Source organism: Clostridium sp. HMP27 (assembly GCF_000765165.1).
Lineage (GTDB): Bacteria > Bacillota > Clostridia > Clostridiales > Clostridiaceae > Clostridium_AK.
The window spans coordinates 1-17,736 of record NZ_JMFY01000027.1; the positions used below are offsets into that span (position 1 = coordinate 1).

Sequence of the window (17,736 nt, forward strand, 5' to 3'; positions counted from 1 at the left end):
TTTCAATATTGAAAACGCCCTGTTTGCAGTGAGTTTACGAGCAAAAAGAAAGAAATTCTGTGGGAGCAGAATTTCTAATTCTTTCTATATTTTTTCATAATTATTCCTATAGCTTTTTCGCAATCTTTATCTTCGTTGTCTAGTGCCCAGGCGGTATTAAAATATATTAAAGCTTTCTTATTATCCTTTAACATTGCATAACAGTATCCTAAATTAAAAAAGTATTTGCTATCCCTTTTTAAGTTTACTGCAGATTTTAAAAGAGGAATTGCATTGTTATAATCTTTAAGTTTTATAAAACATACTGCAGAATTATATAAAGAAGCTGCTTCGTTTTCTTTAACAAGTATTGATTTTTGATAAAGGGATATAGCTTTTTTATATTCTTTTAAATTATAATAATCATTTGCCTCTTGAAAGTAATTCATTAAAACTTCCTCCTTTGGTTACATTTCCTCTAGTACTAATATATTTTATATAATCTTTAAATATTACATTAGAAATAATAACCAAAATGGAAAAAAATATTCATAATTTATCTACGGGATTGAGTATTAAATTTTTTTTCTATTAGAGTAACGGCTTCATACATAATATATGCAAGCACAGAAAGTATAATTATACTCATCATAACCATATCAAGTTGAGAAATTTGTCCTCCGAATATTATCAAGAATCCTAATCCATCCTTTGCTACTAAAAATTCTCCCATTATAACCCCAACCCAAGAAAGACCAACGTTTATCTTAAGGGCAGAAACTAAAGTAGGAACAGATGCTGGTATGATTAAGTGAGAGAGTATTTGCCACTTATTAGCCCCAAAGGTTTTTAAAAGTTTTATTTTATCTTCATCTACTTCTTTAAATCCATTCAATACACCTATTATTGTTACAACTATGGATATAAGTAATGCAACCATTATTATTGCCTTCATTCCATTACCTACCCAAAATATTATAATAGGTGCTAGTGCTACTTTAGGAAGAGCATTTAGAACTACAAGATAAGGATCAAGAACTTTACACCAAAAATCCGACCACCACAAAAGTATTGCTACCAGAGTTCCAAGTATGGTTCCAAGTAAAAATCCAATTGTTGTTTCAAAGCAGGTGACGAATATATGCTTAAATAATGTGCCTTCACTGTATATTTTTAAAAGACTCCTCCACATCCTAGATGGGGTACTGGTTAGAAATGGGTCTATCCATTTTAGCTGTCCTGCAATTTCCCACAATGCAAAAAATGATATTAATATGAAGAGTCTAGTTAAGGTGATTTTCAACTTTGTTTTCTTGACATTTTCTATATAATTTTTACGCTCTTGGTTAAAGTCAATCATCAGGAATTCAACTCCTTCCAAAGTTCATTAAAGTACACTCTAAAGTTTGAAGCCTCTCTACATTTTAAAGGCGATTTACATTCTAAACCAGAAAAACTTATCTCTAATTCCCTTTTAATTTCTGCAGGCCTATTGGATAAAACTATTACTCTATCAGACATGGAAATTGCCTCTGATAAATCATGAGTTACCATAATTATTGTTTTTCCTTCTTTTTTTAATATATTATATATATCGTCACTTACATTAAGCCTTGTTTGATAATCCAGTGCAGAGAAGGGTTCATCTAGTAGGAGTACTTCGGGAGTTAAGGCAAGAGTTCTTATGAGAGCAGCCCTTTGACGCATTCCTCCAGAAAGTTCTTTAGGATAATGGTTTTTAAAATCCCATAAATTATAATCTTTTAAAAGCTGATCTATTTTCGTTTTTCGTTCTTCTGTTAAGTTATGTTGAATTTTTAAACCAAGTGTAATGTTGTCCAATACTGTTAGCCAATCAAATAAATGATCTCTTTGAAACATATAGCCAACTTTAGAAGAAACTTTATCTACCTTTTCCCCATCTATAAATATTTCTCCAGAAGATGGCTTTAAAAGACCCGCTATTATATTTAAGACGGTTGATTTCCCACAGCCAGAGGGACCAACTATGCTTAAAAATTCACCATCTTTAACGGTAAATGATATATTGTTAATTGCCATCGTAGAATTTGATAAAGAGTGATAATTCATATATATATCTTTAACAACTACTTTATCCACTAAAACCAACTCCTTAATATTTTCAATCAGTAAAGTCATATTCTAGTATATGTAGATAAAGACTAAAGTGATAATGAATATTAGGTTAAAAGAATACTATAAAAAATTGCTTTGCAATTTGACTAAAATATGCCATAAAAGTAAATGGCAAACTGCCTAGACTGATTACATGAAAAAAATACCAGATTTGCACTGATTAGTTCAAGGGATTTAGGGTATGCGTTCCTTTTAAATCTAAGATTACAGGAGTAAAATATACAAATAAATATTAAAAAATGGATAAAAAATAGTAATAATTATCATGATGATTATATGAGTGGGGTGAATATATGCAAAATGCAATTAAAAGTATTATATCGATAGATAAAGAAGCAGAGAAACTAAAAGCGCAAAAGGAAGAAGAATTAAAAATTAAGAAAAAAGAAGCAGAGGAAAAATTGAAATTATTATGGAAGGAAACAGACAGGGAAATTTCGAAAATAAAAGAAGAAATAATAAGTAAAAAGAAGCTTGAAGAAGAAATGATAATAGCAGATATTCAGAAGCAATTAGAAGAAAAGGAGAGCGTATTTAAAAGTAAGTATGAAAAAATAAAGAATAAGGTGGTAGAGGATGCCATTAAAAACATTGTTGCATTAACTAAGGAGGAATAATCATGGGAAGTGTTGCACAATTTGCTGCAGTCAATACTAAAGCAAAAGCACTTAAGGGGAAACTCCTTACAAAAGAGCAATATGAAGAACTTATAAATTCAAAGGATTATGTACAGGCACTTAGCTACTTAAAAGAGAATACAAATTATAAAGAAGCATTAAAAGATTATAATATACAGGATTTGCATAGAGGGCAATTAGAAAAAATACTAAAAAGATCTTATACTGAAAGTTTTTACAAACTTAGTCATTACCTTAGAGGAGACTATAAAAGTTTAATAAAAGTACTTTTTATGAAACTTGAAATAGAGGATTTAAAGGTAATACTTAGGGGGAAGTATTTAGGGAGAGAAAACGAAGATATAGAGTCGCTTATGACTTATAAAAGTCCATTAAGCCAAATAAACTATGATGAGTTAATTTCAGCTAGAAGTATGGAAGAAGCTACTGAAATACTTAAGAATACGAAATATTATAATCATATTTTTCCACTACTTAATTCTATAAAAGAGGGAGGGATGTTTAGAATAGAAATGTCACTGGATTTTTCGTATTTCAGTGAACTTAGAAAGGTTGAAGAAAAAATTCATAAGGAAAGCCGAGAAATTCTTAAAAATATAATAGGTGTATACAGTGATCTTTTAAATATACAATGGATCTTTAGAGGCAAAAAGTACTATAATATAGCACCAGAAATCTTATTAAACTACACAATATATGATGGATATAGACTTCACTTAAAGGATTTAAAGAATCTCTGCTATTCAAGAAATATGGAGGAACTATTTAGCTCAATAAGATATACTCCATATATAGAAGTGTTTGGAGAAGGAAAAAAGGATGATCATCTAATAGAAAGCGATATATTAAGGTATATGAAAAATTTATATTTAAAATATGCCAAAGAAAGTCCTATGGATATATCTATAGTGGTTTCTTATTTAGAATTAGCTCTTTTAGAAATAAAGTATATAGTATCCATAATTGAAGGCAGAAGATATTCATTAGATTCAGAAGAAATTCATAGATATATAAGCGATTGCTAAAATTTAGGGGGTGAGGCTCTGTGTCCGTAGAAAAAATGAAAATGGTAAATATTATAGGAACTATGGATTTACTTGAAAATGTAGCCAAACAGGTGGTGCTTTTTAATGGATTACACCCTGTAAATGCCATGAATGAAATAGATACTACGGATTTTACTGTTTCTGCTACAGAAGATAACTTAGAAAAAATTATTGATTTAAATTATGTAAGGCCTTATGTGCATGAAAGAGATTATGCACCCGTAGAAGCACATATAAAAAGAATTTTAGAAATTGTAAGTTTGGATAGAAACTTTCCTGTACAAGAGGAAGAACTTATTTTAAACTATGAAGAACTTTTAGATAAAATAGTAAGGATAGACGGGAAGTTTGAAGAAATTTATAAAAAATTACTAGATAAAAAAGAAGCACAGGAAAAAGTAAAGTTATTTTTAAATAATATATCCTACTTTAAAGACATAGATGTACCTTTACAAGAAATAAAAAACTTAAGAAATTTTCATGTAGGGGTATACAAATTAACACTTGAAAGTTCGCATAAATTAAAGATTAATTATGAAAATATACCCTCCATGGTGAAGAAGGTATATAAGGCTAAGGATTATAGAGTAGTAATAATCATAACTCCTAAGATGCTAAAAAATGAATCAGATAGAATACTGAATTCCTTAAATTTAGAAACTGTTGAAATGCCATGGCAATATGAAGGAACTCCAATTGAAATACAAGAAAAACTAAAACAGGAGTTTAATGAACTGCAAAGAGAAATATTAGAACTAGAAGCACAGATGAAAAAAATATATGAGGAAAATAAACAAGAAATAAATATACTCAATGTAAGTCTAAAACTTCAGCTAAAAACTTCTGAGCTAAAGGATTATGCGGCATGTACAAACGAATTCTTTTATCTTTGTGGATGGGTTCCAGAAGATGAAATAGGAAGTCTTAATGAAAAGTTAAATAGCTTCGGAAATAAGATAATTGTTTTAAGTAAGGAACCTAGTAAAATGACTAATAAAACAATAACTCCGCCTACAAGACTTAAGAATAATTCTATTGTAAGGCCATTTGAAGTTATGGTAAATATGTATGGAACTCCGTCCTATGATGAAACAGATCCTACATTGTTTTTAGGAATTAGTTATATGATTATATTTGGAGCTATGTTTGGAGATGTAGGTCAAGGACTTGTATTTTTGATTGCAGGATTATTTTTAAAGTATAAGATGAGAAGAGTAAATTTAGGAGGAATACTTGCAAGGTTAGGAATAAGTTCGGCTATATTTGGGTTTCTGTATGGAAGTGTATTTGGATTTGAAGATGTAATTCCAGCAGCATTTATAAGACCTATGGAAAATATACAAGATGTTTTAATTCTGGCAGTAGTATTTGGATGTATGCTTTTAATAGTAGGATTCATATTTAGCTTGCTTAATAACTTTAAAAGAAAGGATATAAAAAATGGAGTATTTGGGAAGGATGGAGTAAATGGTCTCCTATTTTATATTCTCCTGTTATACTTTGCCTATTCAAAGGTATTGGGAATAGATACATTTAAAACTTCAATATGGATAGTTTTATTTATATCAATGCTCATGATTATGGTGTTTAAAGAGCCGTTATCCAATTTAATAAAAGGAATACGTCCACTTTATAGTGAAAGTAAAAGTGATTATTTTATAGAAGGAGGATTTGGAGTGTTGGAAACTCTCCTAGGAATGTTTTCAAATACTATATCTTTTATTAGGGTAGGAGCTTTTGCATTGAATCATGTGGGGCTATTTATTGCATTTAGTTCACTAGCAAACATGATGAATTCTGAAGCAGGAAGTATATTGATGTATATTTTAGGAAACATCATAATAATTGGTCTTGAAGGGCTTATAGTATTTATTCAAGGATTGAGGCTGGAATATTATGAACTGTTTAGTAAGTATTACGAAGGAGGGGGCATAGAATTCCAACCAATAAAGCTTAATAATAGTAAAAGTTTAATTAATGAAAATATTTAAATTTATAAAATGAGGAGGAAAAATAATGTTCTATTTATTATTAATTACCTTTTGCATAGTTTTAGGAACAATAACTTATGGATTCACAGAAAAGGCTAAGGATGATTTAGAAGGAAATACAAGAGTTAAAAGAGCACTTAAAATAAACCTTGGGGCGTTTATTCCAGTTATAAGTGCTGCAATAATATTTATGATTCCAGACATAGTAAGTGCAGCGGAAACTACCTCAATTGCAACTGCTTCAGGAATGGGATACATTGCAGCAGCATTATGTACAGGACTTGCAACTATAGGTGCAGGCTATGCAGTAGGTGTAGTTGGCTCTTCAGCGCTTGGTGCAGTATCAGAAGATCCTAAAATATTAGGTAAAACACTTATATATGTAGGACTTGCAGAAGGTATTGCTATATATGGACTTATAATTTCTATAATGATACTTTCAAGACTTTAACTTAAGGAGTTTACAATTATGAAAGCTTTTTTAATAAGTGATAATGTAGATAGTCTAGTAGGACTTAAAATAGCAGGAATAAGAGGAAGTGTGGTTCATAAAAGAGAAGAAGTGTTAGAAATATTGGAGAATTTATTAAAGGATAAAGAAATAAGCACTATAATAATTACAGAAAAAATTGCAGAGCTTGTTTCAGAGGAGCTAAGTGAAATAAAATTGTCTAAATTGTTGCCTCTTGTGGTAGAAATACCTGACAGACATGGTTCTAAAAGGGGAGAAGATCATCTTTTAAATTATGTAAAAGAAGCTATAGGACTAAAACTTTAAAGATTTGAGGTGATATATATGACTAGTATTGAAGATAAGTTGAAGTTATTTACCAAAATAGTTTTTAGCGAGATAGATGAGCAGTTTAAGAAGCAAGAGGAGAAAGCTAGTAGCGAAATAAATGAAATCCTATTAAAGGAAAATGCAAAATTAAAAAACTATAAAGAAAAAACTATAAAGGATATAGAAAAGAAGATTACAGCAAAACAAAGGGAAAAAGTATCTAAAGTTAAAATGGATACCCAAAGAAAACTCTTAAATATAAAAGAAGAAATAATAACGGAGACAATAGAGGAAGTAAAGAAAGGTATAACGGAATACAGCAGTACAGAAGAATATGGAAGTTATTTGTTAAACGAAATTAAAAGTTTAAAGAGTAATGAAGTTCTAGAAGTACCAGAAAGCTTTATTTTATATTTATCAGAAAAAGATATTGAGAAATATAAAGAGGATATAGAAGAGGAACTGAAAGATATCTCACAGTCCTTTAATATAAAACCTTCAAAAGTTGACATAATTGGAGGCTTTATATTAGAGGATGAAGATAAGAAATTTAGAATAGATAATAGCCTGATTCACAAGATATATGAATTAAAGGAAGAAGTAGGTACTAAGGTTATGGATGAGTTAAATGAGGAGGCGTAAAATCTTATGAAGGAAGGAACAGTAATTGGAATAAATGGTCCTGTTGTAAAAGCCTCAGGTATGAGTGAATTTCAAATGAGAGAAATGGTAATGGTAGGAGAGCGAAAACTTATAGGAGAAGTAATTATATTAGAAGGAGATATAGGAACCATACAGGTGTATGAAGAGACAGGAGGGCTTAAAGCAGGAGAAAACATTGTATCTACGAATAGGCCGTTATCGCTGAAATTGGGACCAGGCATTATAGGAAATATATTTGATGGAATAGAAAGGCCTCTAGAAAAGCTAAACCAGTTGTCCTATGGATTTATTCCAGAGGGTATAGGACTTATTTCTTTAGATGATGAAAAGCTTTGGGAAGTTTCTATAAAGGCTAAGACAGAAGAATATTTAAAGTCTGGAGATGTGTATGCCGAGGTTCAGGAAACCCCACTTTTAAAGCATAAGCTTATGGTTCCACCAGGTGTGGAAGGAAAAGTTATATGGGCAGCGGAAAGTGGAAATTATAATATAGAGAAAAGAGTTATAAAGCTATTAAAAGATCAAAAGGAATATGAACTTCCTCTTTATCAAATGTGGCCAGTAAGAAAGCCAAGGCCTGTAAAAGAAAGAAAAGCACTAACTGTTCCATTAATCACAGGACAACGAATATTAGATACTTTTTTCCCTATAGCAAAAGGAGGAACTGTTGCAATTCCAGGGGGATTTGGTACAGGAAAAACTATGACTCAACATCAGCTTGCAAAGTGGTCTGATGCTGACTTAATAGTGTATATTGGCTGCGGTGAAAGAGGAAATGAGATGACAGAGGTATTAGAAGATTTTCCAAAATTAATAGATCCTAAAACAAATATGCCTTTAATGAATAGGACAGTTCTAATTGCAAATACCTCAAATATGCCTGTGGCAGCAAGGGAAGCTTCTATTTATACTGGAATTACAATTGCTGAATATTTTAGAGATATGGGATATCATGTTGCCATAATGGCAGATTCAACATCGCGTTGGGCAGAAGCGTTAAGGGAGATTTCTGGAAGACTAGAGGAAATGCCTGCTGAAGAAGGATATCCAGCATATTTACCTACAAGAATTGCAGAGTTTTATGAAAGAGCAGGTTATGTTGAAAATTTAAATGGAACGGAAGGGTCTTTAACGGTTATAGGAGCTGTATCCCCAGCTGGAGGAGATTTCTCTGAGCCTGTAACTCAGAATACAAAAAGATTTGTAAGCTCATTCTTAAGCTTGGATAAGAAACTTGCATATGCAAGGCATTACCCAGCCATAAACTGGCTAACAAGCTATAGTGGATACATTTCCATGCTTACAGATTGGTATGAGGAAAATATTTCAGATACAATGATGGAGTTACGAGGAAAAATACTTAAGATATTATTCGAAGAAGATAAGCTTCAAGAAATAGTAAAGCTTGTGGGAGAAGACGTGCTCCCAGATGACCAAAGGCTTATTCTTGAAATTGCAAAAATAATAAGAATTGGATTTCTGCAGCAAAATGCTTATCACAAAGAAGATACTTTTGTACCATTAAATAAGCAGTTTAAAATGCTAAATCTTATAAATAATTTATATGAATGCTCAAATATGGCAGTAAAGCAAGGTATCCCGATTTCTAAAATAAAAAATAAAGATTTATATGAGGAAATCACGAAAATAAAATATAATATACCAAATGAGGATTTAAGCGGTATAGATTTATTGGAAGAAAAGGTTAAAAACTTTTATAAAGAGCTTATAGAGCAATATGGTAGAAAGGAGGAGTAGATATGAAAAAGGAATATTTAACTTTAGATAAAATTCAAGGCCCTTTAATAGTATTATCTGAGGTAAAGGGAGTATCTTATGATGAAATAGTTGATATAGTAGTAAATGAAAATGAAAGAAAAAAGGGTAAGGTAGTTCAAATAGATGGAGATAAGGTGGTAATACAGGTATTTGAAACAACTACTGGCATATCTACTCAAAATACTGCTGTAAGTTTCACAGGAGGGCCTCTTTCTATAAGCCTCTCAGAGGATATCTTGGGAAGGGAATTTAATGGAGTGGGAGAGCCCCGAGATGGTGGTGGGAAAATATATACAAGTACTAAATATAATGTGAACGGAAGACCTATGAATCCTGCTGCTAGAAAATATCCGCGAAATTTTATTGAAACAGGTATATCTTCAATAGATTGCCTAAGTACTCTCATCAGAGGACAAAAGCTACCTATATTTTCTGGAAATGGCATGCCGCATAACGAATTAGCTGCTCAAATTGTAAGACAGGCAAAGTTAAGCGGAAATTCAAAGGGTGAGTTTGCAGTAGTATTTGCAGCTATGGGAATAAAGCATGATGATGCAAATTTTTTCAGAAAAAAGTTTGAAGAAGCAGGAGTTCTAGAAAGGGTTGTTATGTATACTAATTTAGCAGATGACCCCATAGTGGAAAGAATTGCAACCCCACGCTGTGCATTAACTGCAGCAGAATACCTTGCATTTGAAAAGGGAATGCACATATTGGTAATAATGACTGATATAACTAACTATTCAGAAGCACTAAGAGAAATTTCATCTTCCAGGGAAGAAGTGCCAAGTAGGAAAGGGTATCCGGGATATCTTTATTCGGATTTAGCTTCTCTTTATGAAAGAGCTGGAATGATGAAAGGGAGAGAGGGATCTATAACACAAATACCAATACTTACAATGCCAAATGATGATATTACCCATCCTATACCTGATTTAACAGGGTATATTACAGAAGGGCAAATAGTTTTAAATAGAGGTATATACCAAAAAAATATATATCCTCCGGTAAATATACTTCCATCATTATCAAGACTTATGAAAGACGGAATAGGTGAAGATTACACAAGAGTAGATCATCCAGATGTGTCAAATCAGCTTTTTTCAAGCTATTCTCATGTTCAGGATGTAGTAGCGCTGGCTCAAGTAATAGGGGAAGATGAATTGTCGGAAATAGATAAAATATACGTAGAATTTGGAAGACAATTTGAAGAAAGATTTTTAAAACAGGGGTTTGAAGAGGATAGAAGTATAGAGGAAACTTTAGATTTAGCATGGGATATACTTTCAATTTTACCTAAGGGGGAACTTGATAGAGTAAATCCCAAAATACTTGATGTATATTACAGAGGTGAAGCTTAATGGAAAATCTAGCTCCTACCAAAGCGAATTTAATAAGTGCAAAAAGCTCACTTGAGTTTTCTAAACAGGGTTTTGAACTTTTAGATAGAAAAAGAAATGTACTTATACGAGAACTTATGGAGTATGTGGATAAGGCAAAAAGTATTCAAGATAAAATCAATAAAATATTTTCAGAAGCTTATAAGGCACTTGAAAGAGCTAATATAACCATGGGTATATATGAAGTTGAAGAAATAGCTATGGCAGTTCCTGAAGCAAATGATTATGATATACTTTTTAAGTCTGTTATGGGGGTGGAAGTTCCTCGTGTATATTTTAACAAAGAAGATATAAAGCCATCCTATGGATTTTATAAGAGTAATACTGCAATGGATTTAGCGTATAAAAGTTTTAATGAAGTAAAATATCTCATATATGAGCTAGCGGAATTAGAAAATGCAATATATAGACTTGCGATGGAAGTTAAAAAAACACAGAAAAGAGCCAATGCATTAGAAAACATACAAATACCAAGGTTTAAGGCAACTGTTAAAAGCATTAGTGAAGTATTAGAAGAGAAGGAAAGAGAAGATTTCTTTAGGCTTAAAGTTGTAAAGAAGAAAAAGTAAGAAAAGTTGGCACTTTTAAGAATAAATTAGCCTTTTCTGTGATTTGCTTTAAAGGTATGAAAATTATATAATACCCATATATTTAAAATATATGGGTATTTTTCAACTAAAAATTAATTAAATAGAAAGTTTAAAAAGGTGAGAAAGCTATGAAAAAGGTATTGCATTTGGGATTAGATGTGGGTTCTACCACTGTGAAAATTGCAGTATTAGATGATTATTTTAATGTGTTATATAGCAAATATGAAAGGCATTTTTCAGACATTAAAAGCACTATGATAAAAGTAATAAAAGAAACCTATAAAATCTTTAGCGATTATCACGTAACTATAATGGTTACTGGATCTGGTGGCCTTGCAGTTTCTAAGTGGATTAATATACCTTTTATCCAAGAAGTAATAGCATGTACAACTACTATAGATAAATTTATACCTGAAACAGATGTTGCCATAGAACTTGGAGGAGAAGATGCAAAAATAACCTTTTTCCGGGGTGGCCTTGACCAAAGGATGAATGGAACCTGCGCAGGGGGCACGGGGGCGTTCATAGATCAAATGGCAGCGCTTCTTAAGACTGATGCAGAAGGATTAAACGAGCTTGCTAGAAATTACAATGTAATATATTCTATTGCAGCTAGATGTGGGGTTTTTGCAAAAACTGATGTACAACCTCTTTTAAATGAAGGAGCGGCTAAAGAGGACATAGCGGCTTCAATATTTCAAGCTGTAGTTAATCAAACCATTAGTGGACTTGCTTGTGGAAAAGTTATAAAGGGTAATGTGGCTTTTTTAGGTGGTCCACTTTGTTTTTTATCAGAACTAAGGCAAAGGTTTATAGAAACATTGAATTTAAAAGAAGAAGAAGTTATCTTTCCGGAAAACTCTCAGATTTTTGTTGCCATGGGAGCTGCAATTTCATCAATAGATGGTAAAGCAATTAAGTTTAGTGAATTAAATGACAGATTAAAAGTATTGAATGAAGATATAAATGAAGAAACTAAAGCATTGCAGCCATTATTTTCATCTGAAGAAGAGTTATTAAAATTTAAGAAAAGACATGATGAAAATAAAGTAAAAACTAAAGATATAAAAGAACATAAGGGAAACTGTTACTTAGGTATAGATGCAGGTTCCACTACAACTAAAGTAGCTTTAATTAACGAAAAAGGTGAGCTTTTATATTCTTATTATGGGAGTAATGAAGGGAATCCTTTAAAATCTGTGATTAATGTTTTGAAAGATCTTTATGGAAAATTACCTAAAGAGGCTAGAATTGCAAATTCTACTATAACAGGTTATGGAGAAGGTTTAATAAAGAATGCCTTATCTGTAGATATAGGTGAAGTAGAAACTATTGCTCATTATAAGGCTGCAGATTTCTTTCTACCAGGGGTAGATTTTATATTAGATATCGGTGGACAGGATATGAAATGCCTTAAAATAAAGAACGGGGTAATAGATAGCATAATGTTAAATGAAGCGTGTTCTTCGGGCTGCGGTTCTTTTATTGAGACATTTGCAAATTCCCTTAATATGAGGGTGCAGGATTTTGCTAAGGAAGCGCTTATTTCTAAAAAGCCAGTGGATTTAGGTTCAAGATGTACCGTGTTTATGAACTCCAAAGTTAAACAAGCCCAAAAAGAAGGAGCCACTGTAGGTGATATATCTGCAGGATTATCGTATTCTGTAATAAAAAATGCACTTTTCAAGGTTATAAAGGTGAGAAATGCTGAAGGTTTAGGGGAAAAGCCAATTGTCCAAGGAGGAACCTTTTACAACGATGCAGTACTTCGGGCCTTTGAGTGTGTTTCAGAAAGAGAGGCTGTGAGGCCTGATATAGCAGGTCTTATGGGAGCTTTTGGAGCAGCCATTATTTCAAAGGAAAGATATAAGGAAGCGCATATTACTACACTGATTCCGTTAGAAGAACTTGAAAGTTTTAAATGGAATACATCTATGAAAAGGTGTGGAAAGTGTGCAAATAATTGTCTTTTGACTGTGAATAATTTTTCAGATAGTTCTAAGTTTATTTCAGGTAATAGATGTGAAAGAGGAGTAGAAAAAGAAAGCTCTAGTGAAGATGTACCAAACTTATTTGAATATAAATATAAAAGACTATTCAACTATATTCCTTTGAAAAAGGAAGAGGCTATAAGAGGAAGTGTAGGAATACCAAGAGTTTTAAATATGTATGAGAATTATCCATTTTGGTTTACATTTTTTAATGAACTTAGATTCAGAGTGGAAATTTCACCTAGATCATCTAAAACTATTTATGAACTTGGGCTAGAAACGATACCTTCAGAATCTGCGTGCTATCCAGCAAAGATTGTTCATGGACACATAATGAGTCTTGTGAACAGGGGGGTGAATTTTATATTTTATCCTTCCATTCCTTATGAACAAAAGGAATTTAAAGAAGCAAATAATCATTTTAATTGTCCTATAGTTACATCTTACCCTGAAGTAATTAAAAATAATATGGATATATTAAATGAAAGACATATTAAATTTATGAATCCATTTTTACCTCTTGATGACGAAAAGAAGATGTTTAAAAGGCTAAGAGATGAGTTAAGTGAATTTAATATTTCAAATGTTGAACTTCAAAGAGCGTTAAAACTTGCATATGAAGAGGATAAGAAGGTTAAAAGTGATATACGAATAAAAGGCGAAGAAGTAGTAAAATATTTAAATACTACAGGTAAAAAAGGAGTAGTGTTAGCGGGGAGACCATATCATTTAGATCCTGAAATAAATCATGGGATTCCTGAAGTCATAACATCTTTTGGTATAGCTGTGCTGACAGAAGATTCAATAGCACAGTTAGGTAATGTAGAAAGACCTTTAAATGTTGTAGATCAATGGGTTTATCATTCACGACTTTATGCTGCAGCAAGTTTTGTAGCTAAGGAAAAAGATTTAGAACTTATACAGCTTAATTCTTTTGGCTGCGGACTTGATGCTGTAACCACAGATCAGGTACAGGAAATATTAAATTCCTATGGGAAAATATATACTGTACTTAAAATAGATGAAGGAAGTAATTTAGGTGCAGTAAAAATAAGAGTAAGATCTTTAATGGCTGCAATGCAAGAAAGAGATAAAAATGGTTTTGTGCCACATAAGATAATTGAACCAGAGAAGAGAGTAATTTTTACAAAGGAAATGAAAAAAAGACATACAATACTTTGCCCACAAATGGCGCCAATACATTTTGAATTAGTACAAGAAGCTTTTAATGAAGCGGGATATAATCTAGAAATACTTCCATCTGTAGATAGAAGTGCCATAGATGAAGGACTTAAATATGTAAATAATGATGCTTGCTACCCATCTATAGTAGTAGTAGGTCAGATAATTGAAGCTTTAAAATCTGGAGAGTATGATTTGGGCAACACTTCAGTTATAATATCTCAAACTGGGGGAGGGTGTAGAGCTACAAATTATATAGCTTTTTTAAGAAGAGCATTAAAAGAAGCAGGTTTTAGTGGAATTCCTGTTATATCTGCGAATGTAGGAGGTCTCGAGAAAAATCCAGGATTTAAAGTAAGTTTAAGTCTTATTAATAAAGGACTTATGGCGCTTATTTATGGAGATTTACTTATGAGAGTACTTTATAAAGTAAGACCTTATGAAAAAATTCCTGGTTCTACTAATCAGCTTTTTAGAAAATGGATGGATAAGTGCAAGAATAGTATAAAAAGTGGAAATCATCAGGAGTTTGAAAATAATATTTGGAGTATAGTTAAAGAGTTTGATAGCCTAGAGATAAAGAATATTATAAAACCTAAAGTTGGAGTGGTGGGAGAGATATTGGTAAAATTTCATCCAACTGCAAACAATGAAGTGATAGACATTTTAGAAAAAGAAGGAGCAGAAGTAGTAGTGCCTGATCTTTTAGATTTTTTTATGTATTGTGCTCATGGTGCTATATATAAATATGAAGAACTTTCAGGTTCGAAGGTTGCAGCTGTTATTTCGAGTTCTGCTATAAAATTTATGGAGCTTTATAGAAAAGAAATGAAAAAGGCACTGAAATATAGTGATAGATTTAGTGCTCCGCAAAGCATTGAAGTTTTAGCTGAAGGAGCATCGAAAATACTTTCCTTAGGAAATCAAACAGGGGAAGGGTGGTTTTTAACTGGTGAGATGGTAGAACTTATTGAAACTGGAGTTAAAAATATAATATGTATGCAGCCTTTTGCATGTCTTCCAAATCATGTGACAGGCAAGGGGATGATAAAGGAACTTAAAAGGATTTATCCAGGTGCAAATATAGCTGCTATAGATTATGACCCTGGTGCCAGTGAAGTAAATCAGTTGAATAGAATAAAACTTATGCTATCCGTGGCAAATAAAAATCTTCAGTTTGAACAAAATACAGTACGTCACAAAGAGAAAAAACAAGATTTTGTGCAAGATTATAACGAAGGACTTCATTTGGGAATGTAAAATATAGATGGTAATTAATAAGTTATAAGAAAGTTTAAATAAATAAGTTAATCATTTAATATAAAAAGAAGTTCCGTTTTAGCGGAACTTCTTTAAAATTTATCAACTATAAAATAGTGACTAATAATTAAGTTTATTAGAAGAAGTTTACGAATGCAGTAATTATGATTGCATTTGTAAAGTCTATTAGGAATGCACCAACTATAGGTAATACGAAGAATGCTCTTGGAGCTGGTCCGAATTTTTCAGAAACTGATGTCATGTTAGCTATACCATTTGGAGTAGCTCCCATACCAAATCCGCAGTGTCCAGCAGCAGCAATTGCAGCATCGAAATCCTTACCCATAAAGTTAAATGTAATAAATGATGAGAATAATGCCATAAGTATAGTTTGAGAAACTAATATTATAAGCATTGGACCTGCTATATCTGCAAGTTCCCATAACTTTAATCCTATTAAAGCCATTGAAAGGAATACGTTTAATCCTATATTTCCAATCGCATCTGTACATTTTGCATTAATATGCCATTTACCAGTAGATTCGCCAACGTTTAGTATTATAGCAGCAATGATCATTGCACTAACGTAAGCTGGAAGAGTTAGTCCCATGTTCTTGAAGAAGTTTCCAAGTACTGCACCAATACCTATTGAAACTAAAACTATAGCAAGAGTTTTGAATAACTCATTATAAGTAATTTCCTCTACAACTTCAGCAGAAGCAGCAGCAGTATTCTGAGCCTCTTTAGAAATAGAAGGCTTTAAACCTTTTCTTTTAATAAGACCTTGTCCTATAGGTCCGCCTATTATAGAACCCATAACTAGTCCGAAAGTTGCAGCTGCCATTGCAGCAGTAACTGCTCCTTGCATACCTTGGCTTTCGAATAAAGCACCAAAGGCAGCACCAGTACCATGTCCACCTGTCATAGTTATAGAACCTGCAATTAATCCAAGCTTTGGATCGATTCCAAGTATATTTGATAATATAACACTTAAACCATCCTGGAATATACAAAGCACTGAAGCAAGTAACCAGAATATAACAACCTGTAATCCACCTTTTTTTATTAAGTCTATGCTAGCACCCATACCTATTGTAGTAAAGAATACCATCATAAAAGGAGATTGTAACGTAGTATCCATTTCAAGTTTTAAAATTCCATTTTGTCTTAGTATAAGGTTTACAATTGCAAATACAAGTCCACCAACAACTGGTGCAGGTATACAGAATTTTTCAAGTATGCTTACTTTTGATCTGAGCCATCCACCGAAGTAGTATACAACAACTGCTACAGCTGTGGTTTGCATCATGTCTAATTTAAACTGCATTAAAAATACCACCTTTCTTAATAAATTATTCATAGATTGTTAAAAAAATAATTATGTAAAAATACTATAAAGTTAAAAATTAAGTATATATCCGGTATCCTTAAGGAACAGTTAATATACTAGCATAAATATTTTCATAATTCAACATTTTTTTATAAATAATTTTAATAATAAAATATTTTTCAGAAAAAAACTAGAATTTTGAGTCGCAATGTCGAGAAAAAAGACAAATAAACGGTAAAATAAGTGTTGATTTATAGGAGAGTTTTTATTAGTATGAAATGTTTGTTAAACAAGTAACTTGTTTAAGTTAGGAGAAGTTTGAGTTAGTTAAATTTATTTTAAACATATGCTTATACATATTGGTGACAACTTATAAAACACCAAAATGTTGTAACTAATTGAAAATGAAGGAATTTATGAGTGTGTGGTCATATTATAAAATATATTATTAGGGAAGTAGGCTAGTAAGGCTATAGATAAGACTATTATATAACGAATTATACAATAAAAGGCATTGAGGAACTTGTCCAACAACGCCTTTTATTTTGTTAAAATATTATTTTCCGAATATATTTACGAATGTAGTTATAATTAATGAATTAGCAAAGTCTATTAAGAATGCACCAACTATAGGTAATACGAAGAATGCTCTTGGAGCTGCTCCGAATCTTTCTACAACGGATTTCATATTAGCCATAGCAACAGGAGTAGCTCCCATACCAAATCCGCAGTGACCAGCTGACATTACAGCAGCATCATAGTCTTTACCAGTTAAGTTGAATGTAACAAATGATGCAAATAAGAACATCATAACTGTCTGAGTTACTAATATTACAAGCATTGGGCCAGCTACATCAGCAAGTTCCCAAAGCTTTAAGCTTATTAAAGCCATTGATAAGAATACGTTAAGTCCGATTGAACCTATAACATCCATACATTTTTGATTAAC

General features: G+C 31.9%; 15 protein-coding genes. 10 read left to right on the top strand and 5 right to left on the bottom strand.

What is annotated here, in order from left to right; genetic code table 11:
* Positions 1-74: 74 nt before the first annotated feature.
* The 3 genes from DP68_RS13025 to DP68_RS13035 form a co-directional block, all read right to left on the bottom strand.
* Entirely contained in the window at positions 75-428 is a 354-nt protein-coding gene (locus DP68_RS13025) for a tetratricopeptide repeat protein (RefSeq protein WP_035310228.1), read from the bottom strand.
* A 107-nt stretch (positions 429-535) separates the two neighbouring features.
* Positions 536-1,339: an ABC transporter permease gene (locus tag DP68_RS13030; RefSeq protein WP_035310230.1), complete on the bottom strand. Its 804-nt coding sequence runs from the start codon at positions 1,337-1,339 to the stop codon at positions 536-538.
* Entirely contained in the window at positions 1,339-2,100 is a 762-nt protein-coding gene (locus DP68_RS13035; protein WP_035310231.1) for an ABC transporter ATP-binding protein, read from the bottom strand. The genes DP68_RS13030 and DP68_RS13035 overlap by 1 nt, the downstream gene beginning before the upstream one ends.
* A 329-nt stretch (positions 2,101-2,429) precedes the next feature.
* Between DP68_RS13035 and DP68_RS13040 the strand changes: the two genes are divergently transcribed.
* From DP68_RS13040 to DP68_RS13085, 10 genes are all read left to right on the top strand, one after another.
* Entirely contained in the window at positions 2,430-2,753 is a 324-nt protein-coding gene (locus tag DP68_RS13040) for a hypothetical protein (protein ID WP_035310232.1), read from the top strand.
* 2 nt (positions 2,754-2,755) lie between these two features.
* Positions 2,756-3,799, top strand: coding sequence for a V-type ATPase subunit (locus DP68_RS13045; protein ID WP_035310234.1), 1,044 nt, complete (start codon positions 2,756-2,758; stop codon positions 3,797-3,799).
* Positions 3,800-3,819: 20 nt separating this feature from the next.
* Positions 3,820-5,811, top strand: coding sequence for a V-type ATPase 116kDa subunit family protein (locus DP68_RS13050; RefSeq protein ID WP_035310237.1), 1,992 nt, complete (start codon positions 3,820-3,822; stop codon positions 5,809-5,811).
* Positions 5,812-5,836: 25 nt separating this feature from the next.
* The gene (locus DP68_RS13055; protein WP_035310238.1) at positions 5,837-6,262 is read left to right on the top strand and encodes an ATP synthase subunit C; all 426 of its coding nucleotides are present in this window, start codon (positions 5,837-5,839) and stop codon (positions 6,260-6,262) included.
* Positions 6,263-6,280: 18 nt separating this feature from the next.
* The gene (locus DP68_RS13060; protein ID WP_035310240.1) at positions 6,281-6,589 is read left to right on the top strand and encodes a V-type ATP synthase subunit F; all 309 of its coding nucleotides are present in this window, start codon (positions 6,281-6,283) and stop codon (positions 6,587-6,589) included.
* A gap of 18 nt (positions 6,590-6,607) precedes the next feature.
* On the top strand, positions 6,608-7,234 hold the full coding sequence (locus DP68_RS13065; protein WP_035310242.1) for a V-type ATP synthase subunit E family protein: 627 nt from the start codon (positions 6,608-6,610) through the stop codon (positions 7,232-7,234).
* Positions 7,235-7,240: 6 nt separating this feature from the next.
* Positions 7,241-9,013 (top strand): V-type ATP synthase subunit A, encoded by a 1,773-nt coding sequence (locus DP68_RS13070; RefSeq protein WP_035310243.1) that lies wholly within the window; start codon positions 7,241-7,243, stop codon positions 9,011-9,013.
* Positions 9,014-9,015: 2 nt separating this feature from the next.
* Entirely contained in the window at positions 9,016-10,395 is a 1,380-nt protein-coding gene (locus DP68_RS13075; RefSeq protein ID WP_035310244.1) for a V-type ATP synthase subunit B, read from the top strand.
* Positions 10,395-11,003 (top strand): V-type ATP synthase subunit D, encoded by a 609-nt coding sequence (locus tag DP68_RS13080; protein WP_035310246.1) that lies wholly within the window; start codon positions 10,395-10,397, stop codon positions 11,001-11,003. Before DP68_RS13075 ends, DP68_RS13080 begins: the two co-directional genes overlap by 1 nt.
* 149 nt (positions 11,004-11,152) lie before the next feature.
* Complete coding sequence (locus DP68_RS13085; protein ID WP_035310248.1) at positions 11,153-15,457, top strand: 2-hydroxyacyl-CoA dehydratase; 4,305 nt, start codon at positions 11,153-11,155, stop codon at positions 15,455-15,457.
* Positions 15,458-15,593: 136 nt separating this feature from the next.
* Here the strand turns inward: DP68_RS13085 and gltS are convergent, their stop codons facing one another.
* Together gltS and DP68_RS13095 are read right to left on the bottom strand one after the other, a co-directional pair.
* Complete coding sequence (gene gltS / locus DP68_RS13090; RefSeq protein WP_035310250.1) at positions 15,594-16,784, bottom strand: sodium/glutamate symporter; 1,191 nt, start codon at positions 16,782-16,784, stop codon at positions 15,594-15,596.
* A 559-nt stretch (positions 16,785-17,343) separates the two neighbouring features.
* A partial coding sequence (locus DP68_RS13095) for a sodium/glutamate symporter (protein WP_291549152.1) occupies positions 17,344-17,736 on the bottom strand: 393 nt, incomplete at its 5' end.